General features: G+C 63.8%; 17 protein-coding genes and 1 tRNA gene. 12 read left to right on the forward strand and 6 right to left on the reverse strand.

The annotated features are described in order from the left end of the window. The first annotated feature begins 2 nt into the window (after positions 1 to 2). On the forward strand, positions 3 to 188 hold the full coding sequence (locus ACFE70_RS05645) for a hypothetical protein (protein ID WP_375416747.1): 186 nt from the start codon (positions 3 to 5) through the stop codon (positions 186 to 188). A gap of 129 nt (positions 189 to 317) precedes the next feature. Here the strand turns inward: ACFE70_RS05645 and ACFE70_RS05650 are convergent, their stop codons facing one another. Then, a complete protein-coding gene (locus tag ACFE70_RS05650) occupies positions 318 to 1,136 on the reverse strand; it encodes a porin family protein (RefSeq protein WP_375416748.1) in 819 nt (272 codons plus the stop codon). A 196-nt stretch (positions 1,137 to 1,332) separates the two neighbouring features. Between ACFE70_RS05650 and ACFE70_RS05655 the strand changes: the two genes are divergently transcribed. Continuing rightward, a complete protein-coding gene (locus tag ACFE70_RS05655; RefSeq protein WP_375416749.1) occupies positions 1,333 to 2,697 on the forward strand; it encodes a lysophospholipid acyltransferase family protein in 1,365 nt (454 codons plus the stop codon). Between the two features lie 61 nt (positions 2,698 to 2,758). Here ACFE70_RS05655 and ACFE70_RS05660 read toward each other — a convergent pair whose 3' ends face one another. The 5 genes from ACFE70_RS05660 to ACFE70_RS05680 all read right to left on the reverse strand — a co-directional run bounded on the left by ACFE70_RS05660 (position 2,759) and on the right by ACFE70_RS05680 (position 7,992). After that, the gene (locus ACFE70_RS05660; protein WP_375416750.1) at positions 2,759 to 3,400 is read right to left on the reverse strand and encodes a hypothetical protein; all 642 of its coding nucleotides are present in this window, start codon (positions 3,398 to 3,400) and stop codon (positions 2,759 to 2,761) included. Continuing rightward, a complete protein-coding gene (locus tag ACFE70_RS05665) occupies positions 3,400 to 4,242 on the reverse strand; it encodes a metallophosphoesterase family protein (protein ID WP_375416751.1) in 843 nt (280 codons plus the stop codon). Before ACFE70_RS05665 ends, ACFE70_RS05660 begins: the two co-directional genes overlap by 1 nt. A 66-nt stretch (positions 4,243 to 4,308) precedes the next feature. Beyond that, on the reverse strand, positions 4,309 to 5,970 hold the full coding sequence (locus ACFE70_RS05670) for an FAD-dependent oxidoreductase (protein WP_375416752.1): 1,662 nt from the start codon (positions 5,968 to 5,970) through the stop codon (positions 4,309 to 4,311). A 181-nt stretch (positions 5,971 to 6,151) separates the two neighbouring features. After that, complete coding sequence (locus tag ACFE70_RS05675) at positions 6,152 to 7,552, reverse strand: sensor histidine kinase (RefSeq protein ID WP_375416753.1); 1,401 nt, start codon at positions 7,550 to 7,552, stop codon at positions 6,152 to 6,154. A 167-nt stretch (positions 7,553 to 7,719) separates the two neighbouring features. After that, positions 7,720 to 7,992, reverse strand: coding sequence for a hypothetical protein (locus tag ACFE70_RS05680; RefSeq protein ID WP_375416754.1), 273 nt, complete (start codon positions 7,990 to 7,992; stop codon positions 7,720 to 7,722). Between the two features lie 136 nt (positions 7,993 to 8,128). Between ACFE70_RS05680 and ACFE70_RS05685 the strand changes: the two genes are divergently transcribed. The 10 genes from ACFE70_RS05685 (at position 8,129) to ACFE70_RS05730 (ending at position 15,567) form a co-directional block, all read left to right on the forward strand. Then, a complete protein-coding gene (locus tag ACFE70_RS05685; RefSeq protein WP_375416755.1) occupies positions 8,129 to 8,755 on the forward strand; it encodes an RNA polymerase sigma factor in 627 nt (208 codons plus the stop codon). Positions 8,756 to 8,802: 47 nt separating this feature from the next. Then, a complete protein-coding gene (locus ACFE70_RS05690) occupies positions 8,803 to 10,005 on the forward strand; it encodes a S1C family serine protease (RefSeq protein WP_375416756.1) in 1,203 nt (400 codons plus the stop codon). A gap of 310 nt (positions 10,006 to 10,315) precedes the next feature. After that, positions 10,316 to 10,660 (forward strand): hypothetical protein, encoded by a 345-nt coding sequence (locus tag ACFE70_RS05695; RefSeq protein ID WP_375416757.1) that lies wholly within the window; start codon positions 10,316 to 10,318, stop codon positions 10,658 to 10,660. Between the two features lie 206 nt (positions 10,661 to 10,866). Next, on the forward strand, positions 10,867 to 11,049 hold the full coding sequence (gene rpmG, locus ACFE70_RS05700) for a 50S ribosomal protein L33 (protein ID WP_068227398.1): 183 nt from the start codon (positions 10,867 to 10,869) through the stop codon (positions 11,047 to 11,049). 50 nt (positions 11,050 to 11,099) lie between these two features. Further along, complete coding sequence (locus ACFE70_RS05705; RefSeq protein WP_375416758.1) at positions 11,100 to 11,261, forward strand: DUF4295 domain-containing protein; 162 nt, start codon at positions 11,100 to 11,102, stop codon at positions 11,259 to 11,261. 190 nt (positions 11,262 to 11,451) lie between these two features. Next, a complete protein-coding gene (ftsY, locus tag ACFE70_RS05710) occupies positions 11,452 to 12,423 on the forward strand; it encodes a signal recognition particle-docking protein FtsY (RefSeq protein WP_375416759.1) in 972 nt (323 codons plus the stop codon). A 63-nt stretch (positions 12,424 to 12,486) separates the two neighbouring features. After that, positions 12,487 to 13,386, forward strand: coding sequence for a 3-hydroxyacyl-CoA dehydrogenase NAD-binding domain-containing protein (locus ACFE70_RS05715; RefSeq protein WP_375416760.1), 900 nt, complete (start codon positions 12,487 to 12,489; stop codon positions 13,384 to 13,386). 41 nt (positions 13,387 to 13,427) lie between these two features. Beyond that, a complete protein-coding gene (locus ACFE70_RS05720; protein ID WP_375416761.1) occupies positions 13,428 to 13,880 on the forward strand; it encodes a hypothetical protein in 453 nt (150 codons plus the stop codon). Between the two features lie 94 nt (positions 13,881 to 13,974). Next, positions 13,975 to 14,048: transfer RNA gene (locus ACFE70_RS05725), tRNA-Asn, on the forward strand. 154 nt (positions 14,049 to 14,202) lie between these two features. Beyond that, positions 14,203 to 15,567, forward strand: coding sequence for a hypothetical protein (locus tag ACFE70_RS05730; RefSeq protein ID WP_375416762.1), 1,365 nt, complete (start codon positions 14,203 to 14,205; stop codon positions 15,565 to 15,567). Positions 15,568 to 15,574 lie beyond the last annotated feature (7 nt).

The raw sequence follows: 15,574 nt of genomic DNA on the forward strand, positions 1-15,574 counted from the left end.
ATATGAATCCTGAACCCGACCCTACCCCCGACCCCCAGACCGAGCCGCCCGTCCCGACCCAAGGCAACGGCATCCCCGACTACAGCCAGGTGCACATCGACGCCGAGCCCGAAGCCCCGATTGAAGAAGCCACCGGCCCCGGCGGCAGCGCCACCGAAGCCGAAAGCGGCGGCGGCTACAGCGGCTAGCGTTTCCCTACCTTCTTCTTCTTACCAAAAAGGCCCCGAAGCAGTGCTCCGGGGCCTTTTTGCTGAATCAGGTGAGCCGCGCTGCCGGGGCCTGCGCCGCCGCGGGGGGGTAGGGAATGCGGGGCGCCGCTAGAACGAGAAGTTCAGGCTGGCTTTGATGACGCGGTTTTGGGCGTCGAAGCGGTTGCCGGCATCGAGCGAAGTCAGGCCGTAGTCGTAGCCGGCGCTCAGGCCCAGGCCATTGTTGAGCTGCACACCGAGGCCGCCGACGGCGGCAAAATCGACGCTGCGCAGCTGATTTTTGATGTCGAAGTCCTGCTGATAGGCGTTGAAGCCCAGCGCGCCGGCCTCGACGCGGCCCTTGCCGCTGACCAAAAACGACGCCTGCGGACCGGCAAACAAGTAGAAATTAGGCGTCACGAACACCTTGGCCAGCACCGGCACATCGACGTAGGCCAGGCGGGCGGTGCCCTTGAGCTGGGTGTTGAGGAATTCCAGCGCCTCGACCGGTACGGTGCCGCGCAGCACGGTGCCTTTCTCGGAGTAGCTCACGCCCGGCTCGATGGCGAAGCCCGCGCCCAGCGGCAGTGTGGCATAGATGCCGGCGTGAAAACCGGGCCGCATCTCCCGGCTGATGGCGCCCTCCGGGGCGTAGCCGGCCACGTTCACAAAGCTCTGCACGGCGTCACCCGATACGTCGGCCACGTTGAGGCCAGCCCGCACGCCGAAGCGCACCCCTGCCGACGAGGAAGACGACGAGTAGCTGCCCGGCTGCTGGGAGCTGGCCGCCTGGCGCGGCGCTGTCAGCACGCGGCCCTGGCGGGAAGGCGTCCCGACGCGGGGCGTGCCGTACGAGTCGCGGCGGGTTTGGGCCGTGGCGGCCGTCGAGAGCGAAGAAACCAAAAGGCAAGCCGCGGCCAGGCGGCCTAGAAGGCGCTGATTTTTCATGACCAGAAAGGATAGGGAGGTGAGAGGTTTGGCCCGGCCAACAGCCAGGACGCTGACCGGTATTATTTCAAAACCGTGCCAAAAAATCTGCGCTTAATCATACTCCAGAGTCGGGCCCGGTCTCCGCGGGGCGGCCTGCTGGTAGAATCCCTACCCCCCTCTGCCCGCTCAATGAAGCGCGGCGTTACTTTCGCCCATGCTCTTCTATAAGGTTGTCAAGCCGGTGGTGCAGCTTTCGCTGCGGGTGTTTTTCCGGCAGATTGAAATCCGCCACCCCGAGCGGCTGCGGGCGGCGGGGCCAGTCCTGTTCTGCGCCAACCATCCCAACACGCTCATGGACCCGCTGCTGATTGCGGCGCACCGGCGGCAGTCGGTGGCGTTTCTGGCCAAGAGCACGTTTTTTAAGAACCCCGTGGCCCGCGCCATCTTCCTGTCGGCCAACTGCATCCCTATCTTTCGGCGCCAGGATGCGCAGGTCGGCGGCCGGGCCGCCACGCCGGCCGAAGTAGCCGCCCAAAACGAAAAGAGCTTCGGCAAAAGCTACGACCACCTGGGCCGGGGCGGGGCGCTGCTGATTTTCCCGGAGGGCAGCAGCATCTCCGAGCGCAAGCTGCGGCCCCTGAAAACCGGCGCCGCCCGCATTGCCCTCGGCACCGAGGCGCGGCATAATTTTCAGCTCGGCTTGCGCGTGCAGTGCGTGGGCCTCAACTACTTCGACCCTACGCGCTTCCGCTCCGACGTGCTGCTGAACGTGGCCCCGCCCATCCGCGTGGCCGCCTATGCCGCTGCTTACGCCCACGACCCCGAAGCCGCCGCCGACCAGCTCACGGCCGAGATTGAGTTGCGCCTGGCGCGCCGCCTCGTCATCAGCCGCGACGCGGCCGAAGACGCGCTCGTGGCCCAGGTCGAGCGCACCTTCGGCGACCACCTCAACCCCGACGATGACCCCACAACGCTCTACGACAACTTCCAGCTTTCGCGGACCCTGTTTTCGGCCGTCGCCTGGTTTGAGCTGCACGACCCCGGCCGCCTGGCCGACCTGCGCCAGCGCCTGCCCGCCTATCTCGCCGAACTGAATAAGTATGGCCTCGATGATGCCGCCCTTGATGATGAGCGCCGCGGCTCGCTGACGGGTTTGCTTAACCTGGTGTTCGGCTTTCCGGTATGGGTTTTTGGGCTGATTACCAACTACCTGCCCTACATGCTGCCATCGATGATTGCGCGGCGCGCGACCCAGGATTTGGAGTTCGTGGCGCCAATTATGCTCGTCACCGGCATTTTTACTTTCAGCCTGGGCTACGCGCTGGAACTGTTCATAATTCAGCACTTTATCACCCACGATTGGCGCCTGACCACCCTCATCGGCCTGCTCATGCCCGTGGCCGGCTTCTACGCGCTGAACTACTGGCAGGCGCTGGCCGCCCGCCGGCGCCGGCTGCGGGCGGCGCGGCTGTTTCGGCGGGCGCCGGCGGTGGGGCAGGCCCTGCTGCAAGCCCGCGCCGCCGTGCTGCAAGGGTTGGCCGAAGCGCGCGCGGCGTATGTGGCGCGCGCGGCGGCGTGAGGTGGCCGCGGACAAGCGGGTTATAAAAGCAGAGGGGGGTAGGAAAAGCCAGCGAATTCGTCTACAAATCCGCCTTTACCCCAATGCCCAGCGTGAGAATGTCCTTTAGACGCAGCGAGTTAGCGTTGCCGCCGGTATAGTAGCTTATGACATACAGGTCATTGGAACCCAGCTCATAATAAGCCGAGAACTGCCGCCCACGCCGCCCGCTGAGCGTAGCTGGTAGGCGCTGGTAGCTCAGGCGGCCACCCAGCAGCGGCCCCACGCGGGTATCGGCCGAAAACCAGTAGTAGCCCTTGGAATATTTTCTCCGGTCGTCGTTGATGATGCCGTAGGTGTGACTCACGTACAGGCCCGCCGTGAGCGGGCGCAGCTGCACCGATTCGCTTAGCTCTACTTTGAAAGGCGAGTAGAGCAGCTTGAGCGAGGGAATAAGCAGGCTGGAGCCCGCGTAGCGGCGGGGCACGAAGCCGAGCAGCACGTCGGTTTCCACCTGGTCGCGGGCAAAGGCGTAGCCGGCGCCCACCGCCAGCAGGCCCAGGCCGCTGCCGGTTTGGGCCAGCAGGTGGCGCGGACGATACCAGGGCACGGCCGGCCGCGCAGCGGCCGGGGCGCCGGTAGCGGGGTCCGTGGTCTGCGCCAGCGCCGGCCCGGCTGCGCTCAGCCCTAGCAGCCATGAGAGTAAAAACCAGATTCGCGGCATCAGAAGCTCACGTGTTTGAGGCGAAACTGCGGCTGGTCGGTGGCGTCGTTCCACACAGTGAGCACCACGTACCGGTTTTTCTCAAAGGCCGATGAGTTGATGTACGTCACGCCGTCCTTGAAAGGCTCGCCGATGCTGAAGCTATGGCGGTGGCCGTTCAGCTCAAAGGCCAGCTTGGGCGCCGTGGCCAGCGCGCCGGCGTAGGCGGCGGTCAGCCTGGGGTCGAAATCCGTGTCCTGGGGCGGCACGTGCGACATCACGATTTGGCGCCTGGCGCCTTGCAAGTCAGCTAGTTGCGCTTGCAGCCAGCCCACATCCGGGACACGACCGTTGAAGTTGTGCTCGCGGCTGTTGGTATCGACGAAGATGAACTTGGTGTCGCCGTACACGAATGAATAGTTCAGCGGGCCGAACACGTGCTGGTAGGCGGCGCGGCCGTTGCCCACCTGGTCGTGGTTGCCGATAACGGTGAGGTAGGGTACGCGCAGCTTGTTGAGTCGCGCAGCCACCCAGTGCATCTCCCGGTCCAGGCCGAAGTCGGAAATATCGCCGGCCACCACCACCAGCGCGACGCCGGGCTGCTGGTTCACGCTCGCTACCAGCGCCTCAGCGTGGTCATAGAAGCGCTGGGAGTCGCCGGTGAACACGAAGCGCAGCGTGTCGCCGGCCGGCAGGGGCTGGGCGGCTAGCTTCGTCAGATTTTTGGCGGTCAGGTCGGCGTATTTCGCGGGCCCGCGGGTATCGCTGGGGCTGAACTCCAGCAGCTCGCAGCCGCCGGCCAGCAGCCCCAGCAGCCCGGCCCCGCCCACCCGCCGCGCCCAGGAAAAAGGAGTACGATTCATTTGAGTAAAATTATGTGAGACGCACCCGCCTACCCCCCTCCGGGCGCCGAAAGCCGGCGCGCCGGCCTACTCATCCAGGTACTGGTGCACGAACTTGATGGCCATCGAGCCTTCGCCCACGGCCGACGCCACCCGCGCCATAGCCCCGGTGCGGCTGTCGCCGGCCGCGAAAACGCCGGCCACGCAGGTTTCGAGCAGGTAGGGCTCGCGCTCGCGCTTCCAGGCGTTTTTATAGCGCGGGTCCTGCACCAGGTCGCGGCCCGTGAGGATGTAGCCTTTCGCATCGCAGAGCACCTGGTCGCGCACCCATTCGGTGCTGGGCTTGGCGCCGATAAAGACGAACATGGCCCGCGCCGGCCGCACCTGCTCGGTGCCGTCGTGGCGAATCACGACTTCCTCCAAGTGGTCTTTGCCGCGCACCTCCAGCACCTGCGAGCGGGGCAGAATTTCGATGTTGGCCGTCTCGCCAATCTGCTGAATCAGATACGCCGACATGCTGGCGGCCAGGCTCTCGCCCCGAATCAGGATGTGCACTTTATTGGCGTAGCCCGACAGGTACATGGCCGCCTGCCCAGCCGAGTTGCCACCCCCTACAATGTACACATCCTGCTGGTCGCAGGAGCGCGCCTCGGTGCGGGCCGCGCCGTAATAGACGCCGGCGCCGCTGAGCCGCTCCTCGCCCGGCACGCCCAGGATGCGGTAGCTCACGCCGGTAGCCAGCACCACGGCTTTGGTCTTGATTTCTGAGCCATCGGTGAGGCTGAGCACCTTGTAGCCGTCCTGCACGCACAGCTGGCGCACTTCCTGCGGGGCCAGAAACTCGGCGCCCAGGCGCACGGCCTGCGCCCAGGCGCGGTGGGCCAGCTCGGCACCGCTCAGGCCCGTCGGGAAGCCCAGGTAGTTCTCAATCCGGGACGACGAGCCCGCCTGCCCACCGGGTGTCTGCCGCTCGATGATGAGCGTTTTCAGCCCTTCCGAAGCGCCGTATACCGCCGCGGCCAAGCCCGATGGGCCCGCCCCGATTATCGTCACATCGTAAATGCCCTCGTGCTGCGCCTGCACGTTGAGGCCCAGCCGGGCCGCGATGGCTGCGCGCGCCGGCCTGGCCAGCGCCGTGCCATCCGGAAACACGACCACCGGTAGGTCATCGGCCTGATAATCAGTGGTGCCGAGCAAAATTTTGGCTTCCTCATTGGTTTCAAAATCCAGCCACTGAAAGCCAATCATGTAGCCGGCCAGGAAGTCTTTCAGCTCGTGCGAGAGCGGCGACCACTGAAAGCCAATGAGCCGCAGCCCATCGTATTTGGGGCGGTACTCAGCCTGCCAGGCGTTGAGCAAGTCGTGCAGGGTCGGGTAGAGCAGCTGCTCGGGCGGGTCCCAGGGCTTCATCAGGTAGTGGTCGAGCCGGGCGGAGTTGATGGCCCGGATGGCGGCCTCGGTGTCGGCGTAGGCCGTGAGCAGTACGCGCTTGGCCTGCGGAAACAGCTCCCGCGCGCGGGCCAGCAGCTCGACGCCCTCCAGGCCCGGCATCCGCTGGTCGGCCAGAATCAAGGCCAGCGGCTCGGCTCTGGCTTTCAACTCTTTAATCAACTCCAGCGCCTCGTCGCCGGAAGCCGCTTTCAGGATGCGGTACGCCGGCCGGAACTCCTGCCGCAAGTCGCGGTCGATGGCGCCGAGCACCTGCGCGTCGTCGTCAATGCAGAGAATAATCGGTTTTTTGGTCACCATTGGTCAGGGCAGATACGGTTATTTAAAGTAATCGAACTTGAACGTCATGCAGAGCGCAACGAAATGGAGCGAAGCATCTCGCAGGCGGCAGTAACTCAATTGTTGTTCTTACATCTGAATTAGTCAGCGAGCGAGATGCTTCGCTGCGCTCTGCATGACGTTCAAATTCCCTACCCCCCTGCTACGCCGCGACCGGCAGCCAAGCGCAAAACTCGGTGCGCCCCGGTTCCAAGCGCACTTCCAGCCGCCCGCCGTGCTGCCGGATGATGCGCTGCGCGATTTCCAGGCCCATGCCCGAGCCCTCGCCGGGCGGCTTGGTGGTGTAAAACGGCTCGAAGATGTGGGGCAGCACGTCAGCCGGGATGCCGGGCCCGTTGTCAATGATAAATACCCGCACGAAGTCATCCTCGACGGCGGTGCGCAAGGTCAGCTCGCCACCCTGCGCCGGCAGCGCATCCAACGCGTTGTCAATCAGATTAGTCCATACCTGGTTGAGGCTGCTGACCTGGCCCCGAATCTGGGGCAAATCGGCCGCGTAGTCGCGGGTGAGGCGCACGTTTTTCTGACGCAGCACGTGGCCGAGCATGTTCAGGGTCGAGTCGAGGCCGGGGGCCACGCCGAGCAGGTCGAGGCCGGCGTCGCGGTCCATGTGGGAGTAGGTTTTCACGTCCTGCACCAGCTTGCTGATGCGCTGCCCGGCTTCCAGCAAGTCGTCGATAAGCTGGGCCGACACCAGCTGACTTTCCAGCCAGGCCAGCGCGGCAGGCCGGGCGGTGGGGGGTAGGGATTCCAGCACCGGCGCCAGCTGCGCCGGACCCAGGCCCGCCGCCAGCAGGCCGGCGGCCAGCCGGTAGCCGTCCGGGCTGCCCTGGCTTTCGAGCCAGTCGGCCAGCTCGTCTTCCCGGTCGGCATTGTCCAGGGCCGAAACCCTACCCCCCTTGTCCGGCGCGGGCACCACCAGGGTGGTGAGGGCGGTAAGGGCGGCGGGGTCGGGGGCGGCCTTCAGTAAATCGAGTAGCAGCCGGGGGCGGGCGGCGGTGCGCACGGCCAGGGTTTGGGCGGCGCGGGCAATGGCGGCGGCGGGGTTGTTCAGCTCGTGGGCCAGCCCGGCCGAGAGCTTGCCCAGCGCCCGCAGCTTGTCGTCGCGCTCCTGGTTGCGCACCTCCTCGCGGGCGCGGTCGCTCATGACGGCTACCAGCCGCTGCACCAGCTCGGGGCTGGCCTGCTCCAGGGCCGGAAACCGGTCGCGGTGCAGCCGATACAGCGTAACGTCGCCCACGGCTACGCTCTGTCCCTTAATTATCCGCAGCCGGGAGTAGGGCAGCACGCCGCTTACGCCGCCTTGCTCGACCCGGAACACCGGCTCGCGCTGCCCGTTGCGCAGCCCATAAAACTGCATTCCGCCCTTGATGACAGCCATCAGGAACTCGGCCGGGCTGCCGGGCTCGCTGATGGTTTCGCCCGCCTCGTAGTGGTGGCCCTCGCCCTGGGCCAGCAGCCAGGCGTGCGCCGCCGTCGGCAAGCCCGCGAAGACGGTAACAGCTTCTAAATCAGGAGCGGTGAGAACGGCGGGCGTAGGCATAGCCAGCTTAACCGTGGGGAAGCAGAGAAGTTTCTCCGCTGGCCATTTCGCTGCCGGCCACCCCGGCGCCAGCGGCTGCCCGGTGGGCCACAAAAAAGCCCAGTCCTTTTAAAAAGGCCTGGGCTTTCAAGCTGACACAGCGGCCGGCTATTGCCGGCGTTAATTCCTTACTTGTTTTGGGTCGAGGTGCTGCTGCTCTCCTCGGTCGTGGTGGTGGTGGTGCTGCCCGCCGAAGGCGTGGTTTCGGTGCCGGAGATGGGGGCGCCGGTCTGCGACGAGTCGGCGGTCATGGCGCTGCCGGTGGCGGGAGCGGTAGTTTCGGGGGTGCCGGCAGCCGACGACGAGGTTTCGGTCGTGGAGGCGCTTTGCGAAGTCTTCGACTCGCAGGAAGTCAGGCTCAGAGCTAGCAGCAGGGCGGATACTTTCAGTAGATTTTTCATTCTGGTGTAGGTTTGGATTGTTGTTAAGATTGAAACTGCCTTTTATGCCGGCTTGGCCGGAACGTAACCCGGTACGGGCAAAGAAATTCACGGGTTACTTCTATTCTCTTTTGGTATCAAACTCTATCCCAAGCGCATGAGTCAGGGCACTTCCTCACCGCTCACTGCCGCGCCGGCCGCCCTTCCGGCGGCCGATGCGGCGCTGATTGCCGCCATCCGGGCGGGCGATGAGCGGGCCCTGGCTCAGCTCTACCGGCTGCACTGGCCGATGGTGTCGCATTTTGTGCTGCAAAACAGCGGCTCGGAAGACGACGCCCAGGACGTGTACCAGGAGGGCGTAATGGTGTTTTATGAAAAGGTGCGCGAAGGCTCCCTGGAGCTGAGCTGCCAGATTAAAACCTACCTCTACGCCGTTTGCCGGCGCCTGTGGCTCAAGCGCCTGACCAGCAAAAGCCGCTTCGGCGTGCGCCTGCTCGATGACGAGGAGCACGGCAGCAGCCTGGCGGCGCTGCCCGCCGGCGCCGCCGACGACCTGCGCGAGGCCGAAGAGCGCGAGGGCCGCTTCGCGCTCATGGAGCAGACGCTGGCCCAGCTCGGCGAGCCCTGCCGCTCCTTGCTGGAAGGTTTTTATCTGCTCGACAAATCCATGCTGGACCTGACGGCCGAGTTTGGCTACACCAACGCCGACAACGCCAAAAATCAGAAATACAAGTGCTTAGTAAGATTAAAGAAGCTGTTTTTTGCCGTTTATAAAGAAGAGTAGCGTTTGCCTTTTTCCTGCCCTCCTTACCCTGCCTACCCCCATCCCTGATGCAAACCGAAGCCGACTACTACGCCCTCTTTGAGGCCCTGGACCGGGGCGAGCTGGCGCCCGACGCCCGTGCCAGTCTGCGCGTGCGGCTAACCCAGGAGCCGGCCCTGGCCCAGCGCTACGCCGAGTTTCGGGAGCTGACCGGCACGCTGGCCGCCTACGCCGGGCGCCGCCGCACCCGCCAGCAGCTGCGCGAGCTGCACGCCGCCATGCTGAGTCCCGAGGCACCCACCCTGATGACGGCCGACAGCAACCCGGCGGCCCTGTTCCCTACCCCCGCCGCCGCGCCCAAGCTCCACATCTCGCGCGTCGAGCGCCGGCTGCGCGACTTCTGGAACGGGCACCGCGCCACCATTGGCGTGGCCGCTTCGGTGGCCGTACTGGCCGTGTTCAGCACCTTGCTGGGCCTGCAATGGTGGAAAGCTTATCAGCAAAAGTCTTCGCTTTACGGCTACACGACGCTGAAGCTGGAAGTTGATAGGCTCAAGAAAAACCAGCGCGCCATCAACCGCAACCTCAGCCAGCTCGACCTGCTGCCCGCCCCCGACGCGCCGCGCGACGCCCGCGATGCCCGCGACCAGAGCAAGTTCAGCGGCACGGGCGTCGCCCTGACGGCCGACGGCTACCTGGTGACGAGCTACCACGTGATTCAGGGCGCCGACTCGCTGGTGGTGGAAGGCCACGACAAGCACCGCTACCACGCCGAGGCCGTGTACGCCGACCGCAAGCACGACTTGGCCATTCTGCGCATCACCGAAGCCGGCTTCGGCGGCTTCGGGCGCCTGCCCTACGCCGTCAAGGCCACGGAAACTGACCTGGGCGAGCGGGTGTACACGCTGGGCTACCCCCGCGAGGACGTGGTGTACGGCGAGGGCGCCCTGAGCGCGCGCTCCGGCTTCGAGGGCGACCCGGCGTTCTACCAAATCAGCATTCCGGTAAACCCCGGCAACTCGGGCGGCCCGCTGCTCGATGAGCGCGGCAACCTGATTGGCATCATCAGCGGGCGGCAGGCCGACGTGCAGAGCGCCGCCTTCGCCACCAAGTCGTCGTATCTGGTGCGGCTGGTCGATTCACTGGCGGCGGCGCAGCCCGCGGCGCCAGCTTACCGCCTGCCCCGCACCGGTCAGCTGGCCGGCATCTCGCGCCCCCGGCAGCTGCGCAAGCTCCAGGATTTTGTATTCGTGGTGAAGGTCTATGAATAAGTCGCAACCAGGCTTTCGCTGAATTAGCTGACTAAGCTCAACTTGAAACCGCCCTGCCGGAGCACTCCGCCGGGGCGGTTTGACGTTTGGCGGGTTCCTCAAACCACTTCCACCGTGCTGGCTACCTTGGGCGGTGGCTGCTCGCCGCTGGGCTGGCACCGGGTACGGGCCAGGTGCGGGCCGGCGCATTTCCCCGGTCATTTCTGAAAAAAGGCAGCCCGCCGGACCACTATTCCGTAGAGGACTTGCGCGGCCAGCAACGGCCGTTTCGCTTATCATTCGTTTCCTAACTACCTAATCAACGCACCTGATGGAAGCCCAAATCGAACAGCATCTGGAAAAGATTATGCCCGAAGACCTTGCCCGCACCTTCGAGAGTGCCTACCACGTGCTACAGGGCCGCCACGAGCACATGGACGACCTGCTCAAGCACGGCGGCACCCTGTTGCGCAAGGCGGCCCAGCGCTTTACTTCTACGCAGCTTATTCTCGGCATTGCCGGCATCGCCACAGTAGCCGTGGTGCTGATTAACCGGGCCCAGAACGATGAGCACGAAGAAGGGCAGGGCCAGGACGTGACGCCCCGCACGCCGCGTCCGCGCCTGAGCCAAAGCAAGCAGGACCAGCCCAAAGGCCAAAGCCCGGACAACGACTAGTCGCTGCGCTCACGGCATAATTCCCTACCCCCTTCCAAAGTGGCTTTCTTCGGAAAGCCACTTTGGAAGGGGGTAGGGCGCTTTGGGGGACGCCTGCACACCCGGCAAAAAGTCAATGCCGCAATTATAGTCGCCTCAGCCATTGCCATTTCCGAAAGGCGCCGTACCTTTGCAGTCCTTAAATCAAAAATAAACTCTCCCCAGCGATGGCCAAGAAAGGAAACCGGGTGCAGGTTATCATGGAATGCACCGAGCATAAGAATTCGGGGCTGCCGGGCACCTCGCGCTACATCACGACCAAGAACCGCAAGAACACGCCTGAGCGCATCGAGCTGAAGAAGTTCAACCCCATCATGCGCAAGATGACGGTTCATAAAGAGATTAAGTAAGCTCTGTAAGCTTCTCATTAATAGTTAATCAGCTTTTCAGCTCCTGAGTTATGGCTAAGAAAGTAGTAGCAACCCTGAAAGTGGCCGGCGGCAAAGACTGGGCGAAGGTGATTCGCACGGTGCGCTCGGAGAAGACCGGCGCCTACACCTTCCGCGAGGAGATGGTGCCCGTCGATAAGGTGCAGGAGTATATCCGCGATGGCGTGAAGTAAAACACCTGGCTGGCCGTTTGGCAGTGAAAAAGTCCCACCTTCGTGGGACTTTTTTCGTGTTGGGTGTTTGTCATGCTGACGAAGGAGGCATCTTATCACGGCTGCTTTCGTCAGAGGTATCAATCAGGGCGGCGCGGGCGTGATAAGGTCCTTCGCAAGCGGACGCCAGATAAATGATGACGAATTTCGCATGGGTCTCTTCGATTTTTTCAAGAAAGACAAGGAAAGCCAGGAGCAGCAAGCCTCGCTCGATGCGGGCCTGGAAAAAACCAAAGCCAGCTTTTTCGGGCAGCTCAGCAAGGCCGTGGCGGGCAAAAGCACCGTCGATGAGGCCGTGCTCGACGACCTGGAGGGCCTGCTCGTGCACGCCGACGTGGGCATCGACACGACGGTCAAGGTCATTGACCGCATCGAGAAGCGCGTAGCGCGCGATAAGTACGTGACCACGGGCGAGCTGGACCGCATCCTGCGCGAGGAAATCGTTGATTTGTTGGAAGATAACAACGCCGGCTCGGCCGCCATCCTGGAGCGGCCCGACAGCCCTGGTCAGCCGTTTGTAATTATGGTGGTGGGCGTGAATGGGGTAGGAAAAACGACGACCATCGGCAAGCTCGCGCACCGCTTTCACGCGGCCGGCAAGAAGGTGGTGCTGGGCGCGGCCGACACATTCCGGGCCGCGGCCGTGGACCAGCTCATCGTGTGGGGCGGGCGCGTGGGCGTGCCCGTCATCAGCCACGGCATGAACACCGACCCGGCCGCCGTGGCCTACGACGCCGTGCGCAAGGGCGTGGAAATGGGTGCCGACGTGGTCATTATCGACACCGCCGGCCGCCTGCACAACAAGGTGAACCTGATGAACGAGCTGAGCAAAATCAAGCGCGTAATGCAAAAAGTGCTGCCCGACGCCCCGCACGAGGTCCTGCTGGTGCTCGATGGCAGCACGGGGCAGAATGCGTTTTTGCAGGCCAAGGAGTTTACGCGGGCCACGGAAGTCTCGGCGCTGGCTATCACCAAGCTCGACGGCACGGCCAAGGGCGGCGTGGTGATTGGCATCTCCGACCAGTTCAGCATCCCGGTGCGCTACATTGGCGTGGGCGAGAAAATGACTGATTTGCAGCTCTTTGACCGCAAAACGTTCGTGAACTCGTTGTTTAAAAAGTAAACAAGTAGGGTCCGTTGCGTTGGAGCTACGCCGGGTTTAAAACCGCTTTATCATCTCCAGCTCATGAGCGATTTCCCTACCCCCTCCTCCGGCGCCGAACCCCCAGCCTCGCCGTTTCGCATCCAGACGCTGGCCGTCGTCGGGGCCGGCACGATGGGGCAGGGCATCGCGCAACTGGGCATCCAGTACGGCTTTCCTACCCTGCTCTTCGACCTCAATCCGGCCGCGCTGGCCAGGGCCGAGCAAGCCATTGCGGCCGGCCTGGGCAAGCTGGTGGAAAAGAACAAGCTGAGCGCCGAAGCCCGCGAGCAGGCGCTGGCGCGGCTCACCTGCACCTCGGCATTGGCCGACGTGCAAGCCGACCTGATTGTGGAGGCCGTAGTCGAGCGGCTCAACGTAAAGCATCAGCTGTTTAAGGACTTAGCTGAGCTAAACAGTTCGACTACCATCCTGGCTTCTAACACTTCCTCGCTGCCCATCACGCGGCTGGCGGCGCCGGTGCCGTATCCGGAGCGAGTCGTGGGGATGCACTTTTTCAACCCCGCGCCCCTCATGGCGCTGGTCGAGGTCATCAGCGGCGCCGCCACGGCCCCCGCCGTCGCCGACGCCGTGGAAGCGCTGGCCCGCAAGCTGGGCAAAACCCCCGTGCGCGCCGCCGACGCGCCCGGATTCATTGTCAACCGCGTGGCGCGGCACTTCTACGTCGAGAGCCTGAAAATCGTGGAGGAGCAGGTCGCGGATTTCGCCGTCGTCGATGAGCTGCTCGAAGCCAGCGGCTTCCGAATGGGCCCGTTCCGGCTCATGGATTTGATTGGCGTGGACACCAACTTCGCCGTCACTTCGGCCATGTTCGAGTCATTCCATCAGGAGGCCAAGTTTCGGCCGAGCCGGGTGCAGCAGCAAAAAGTAGACGCCGGCCATCACGGCCGCAAATCAGGCCGCGGATTTTACAATTATCAGTGAACAGTGAGCAATTATCAATGAGCAATTCTGTTAAGTATTTTATGCGTCGCCACCTACTACTCACTGCTCACTGCTCACTGCTCACTGCCTTCAGCGGCTGCAACTCCGATAATAGCGCCCAGCCGCGCATCCCGTATGCGCCAGTCAATCTGGCCCTTGACCTCACCAACCAGCAGTACCGCGCTCTGCGCTTCGACAACGGCGTGGTAGCGCTGCCCGCGCGAGGGCCAGCCGGCACCGGCGGGGTGAGGGGAGTGCTGATAGTGCGCCAGAATGCCTCGTCCTACCTGGCCTTCGAGCGTAACTGCCCCTACCGCCCCACCGATGAATGCGCCCGCGTGGGCTTCGACACGAGCCCGGCACCGTTTCTGCGCGACTCGTGCTGCGGCTCTCAGTTCAGCCTGCAAGGGCAGGTAACGGGCGGCCCGGCGCCCCGGGCCTTGCTGCAATACAGCACTAGCCTAAGCGGTAATCAGCTCAACATCACCAATTAATGTCTTTCAGCTGAAAAATCTCCATCGAAAGCTTGTGGTGCTTCCGCAGTTTTCGTAAGTTTGCAGTCCGAAAACGCCGGTTTCGGACGAAATTGCTTCCTTAGCTCAGCCGGTTAGAGCATCTGACTGTTAATCAGAGGGTCCCTGGTTCGAGCCCAGGAGGGAGCGCTACTACCGAGAATGCCCGCCCTGACCGGCGGGCATTCTTCGTTTTTACTCATTTCAGGGCACTTTTGCGTTTGGCACTGCGGCCATCATCGGTTATCTTTGGCTATGAACCGGGACATAGACCGGGACACGAACCGGGACATAGCCTGAGCCAATGATACGCCCCTCTGCCTTCAAGCGCGCCATCAGCGTGCGATTTTACTTGCGACTGACGGCGAAGAATCGGGACGGGTGCTGCCCGGTCCGCCTCACTGCGCGGTGGCACGGCGAGGAGTTGCAGGTTGACAGCGGCGAGATTGTGCTGCCGGAGCGGCTGGGCAAGAGTGGCGAGGTAGAAGCCATGTGGGACCTCAAAAGTCAGCGGGCTCTGAGCGGGCGGCGCCTGACGCCGAAGGAAGAGGAAGCCGGCGTACCAACGCACCCGGACACGGCCACGAACATCAACGCCCGGCTCGGGGCGTTGGAGAAGGACGTAACTGACACGTTCAACCGGCTTTTCGACAGGGCCCCGTTTGAGAAGGTGACCAAGGCGGCGCTGGCCGGGGAGCTGTTTCCGGCCGATGCCAGGCCGGTGCCGGTGGCCGCGCCGGTGGTGAGCCGCACGTTCCGGCAGGTGCTGGATGAGTGGAAAGCGGAAAACCGCAACCTGGCCAAGGACTCGCTGCGCAAGTACGACCAGCTGGCTACGATGATGGAGACCTGGCGGCCGGAGCTGCGGCCCGACCAAGTGACGCAGAAGGTGGCGAAAGAGTATCAGCAGCACCTGCTGGATTTGCAGAAATCGGACGCGACGGTGAAGGTGCACTTCGGCGGTATTCGCAAGTGCCTGGAGCAACTGGGGCTGCCGGCGGATATGGCGTGGCTGCAATACTCGGCCAAGAATGCGCCGCAGCTGGATTTGGAGATTGAGGAAGTGCGCAAGCTGATTCGCTGGCGACCGACGGGCGAGCACTTGGCTGAAGAGCGGGACCGTTGGCTGTTCCAGCTGTTCAGTGGGCGGCGGTACGAGGACCTGGAGAAGTTCGACAAGCGCGAGCGGGTTACGCTCACGCTGGAAGACGGCAGCCAAGTGCCGGCCCTGGTTCACGCGCAGGGCAAGACGGGCAACGATGCGGCCGTGCCCCTACCCCCCATCGCCCTGAAAATCGGCGACCGGTGGGGCTGGCAGTTTCCGGCCCGCAACTGGCAGCAGCGCGGCGACTGGATTAAGGAAATCGCACAGGGCGCAGGCCTGACGCGGGAGTGGGACGACCGGCTGATTACGGGCGGCAAGGTGGTGCACAACTGGCGGCCCATCTGGCAAGTCATCAGCACCCACACGGCGCGGCACACGGCCGGCACGCTGCTCAAGCAGGTCAGCAACGGCAACAAGGCGCTGGCTAAGCTCGTGCTGGGGCACGCCGACGAGGACGTGACGGACCGCTACGCCAAGGATAAGGCGCGGCTGCTGGCGCCGGCCGTGCTCGATGCGTGGCAGAAGATACTGGGTGAGTGGTACGACGGGGAGCCAGCGCTGTAGTATGTAT

The sequence above is a fragment of the uncultured Hymenobacter sp. genome, assembly GCF_964243305.1.
In the GTDB taxonomy this organism is placed as follows: domain Bacteria; phylum Bacteroidota; class Bacteroidia; order Cytophagales; family Hymenobacteraceae; genus Hymenobacter.

Excerpts from the sequence above, each read along its gene's own strand:
- ftsY (WP_375416759.1), top strand. The coding sequence starts at position 11,452 with ATGGGTCTCTTCGATTTTTTCAAGAAAGACAAGGAAAGCCAGGAGCAG.
- ACFE70_RS05670 (WP_375416752.1), bottom strand. The coding sequence starts at position 5,970 with ATGGTGACCAAAAAACCGATTATTCTCTGCATTGACGACGACGCGCAG.
- ACFE70_RS05685 (WP_375416755.1), top strand. The coding sequence starts at position 8,129 with ATGAGTCAGGGCACTTCCTCACCGCTCACTGCCGCGCCGGCCGCCCTT.
- ACFE70_RS05655 (WP_375416749.1), top strand. The coding sequence starts at position 1,333 with ATGCTCTTCTATAAGGTTGTCAAGCCGGTGGTGCAGCTTTCGCTGCGG.
- ACFE70_RS05660 (WP_375416750.1), bottom strand. The coding sequence starts at position 3,400 with ATGCCGCGAATCTGGTTTTTACTCTCATGGCTGCTAGGGCTGAGCGCA.
- ACFE70_RS05665 (WP_375416751.1), bottom strand. The coding sequence starts at position 4,242 with ATGAATCGTACTCCTTTTTCCTGGGCGCGGCGGGTGGGCGGGGCCGGG.
- ACFE70_RS05695 (WP_375416757.1), top strand. The coding sequence starts at position 10,316 with ATGGAAGCCCAAATCGAACAGCATCTGGAAAAGATTATGCCCGAAGAC.
- ACFE70_RS05650 (WP_375416748.1), bottom strand. The coding sequence starts at position 1,136 with ATGAAAAATCAGCGCCTTCTAGGCCGCCTGGCCGCGGCTTGCCTTTTG.
- ACFE70_RS05720 (WP_375416761.1), top strand. The coding sequence starts at position 13,428 with ATGCGTCGCCACCTACTACTCACTGCTCACTGCTCACTGCTCACTGCC.
- rpmG (WP_068227398.1), top strand. The coding sequence starts at position 10,867 with ATGGCCAAGAAAGGAAACCGGGTGCAGGTTATCATGGAATGCACCGAG.
- ACFE70_RS05705 (WP_375416758.1), top strand. The coding sequence starts at position 11,100 with ATGGCTAAGAAAGTAGTAGCAACCCTGAAAGTGGCCGGCGGCAAAGAC.
- ACFE70_RS05715 (WP_375416760.1), top strand. The coding sequence starts at position 12,487 with ATGAGCGATTTCCCTACCCCCTCCTCCGGCGCCGAACCCCCAGCCTCG.
- ACFE70_RS05690 (WP_375416756.1), top strand. The coding sequence starts at position 8,803 with ATGCAAACCGAAGCCGACTACTACGCCCTCTTTGAGGCCCTGGACCGG.
- ACFE70_RS05645 (WP_375416747.1), top strand. The coding sequence starts at position 3 with ATGAATCCTGAACCCGACCCTACCCCCGACCCCCAGACCGAGCCGCCC.
- ACFE70_RS05675 (WP_375416753.1), bottom strand. The coding sequence starts at position 7,552 with ATGCCTACGCCCGCCGTTCTCACCGCTCCTGATTTAGAAGCTGTTACC.
- ACFE70_RS05730 (WP_375416762.1), top strand. The coding sequence starts at position 14,203 with ATGATACGCCCCTCTGCCTTCAAGCGCGCCATCAGCGTGCGATTTTAC.
- ACFE70_RS05680 (WP_375416754.1), bottom strand. The coding sequence starts at position 7,992 with ATGAAAAATCTACTGAAAGTATCCGCCCTGCTGCTAGCTCTGAGCCTG.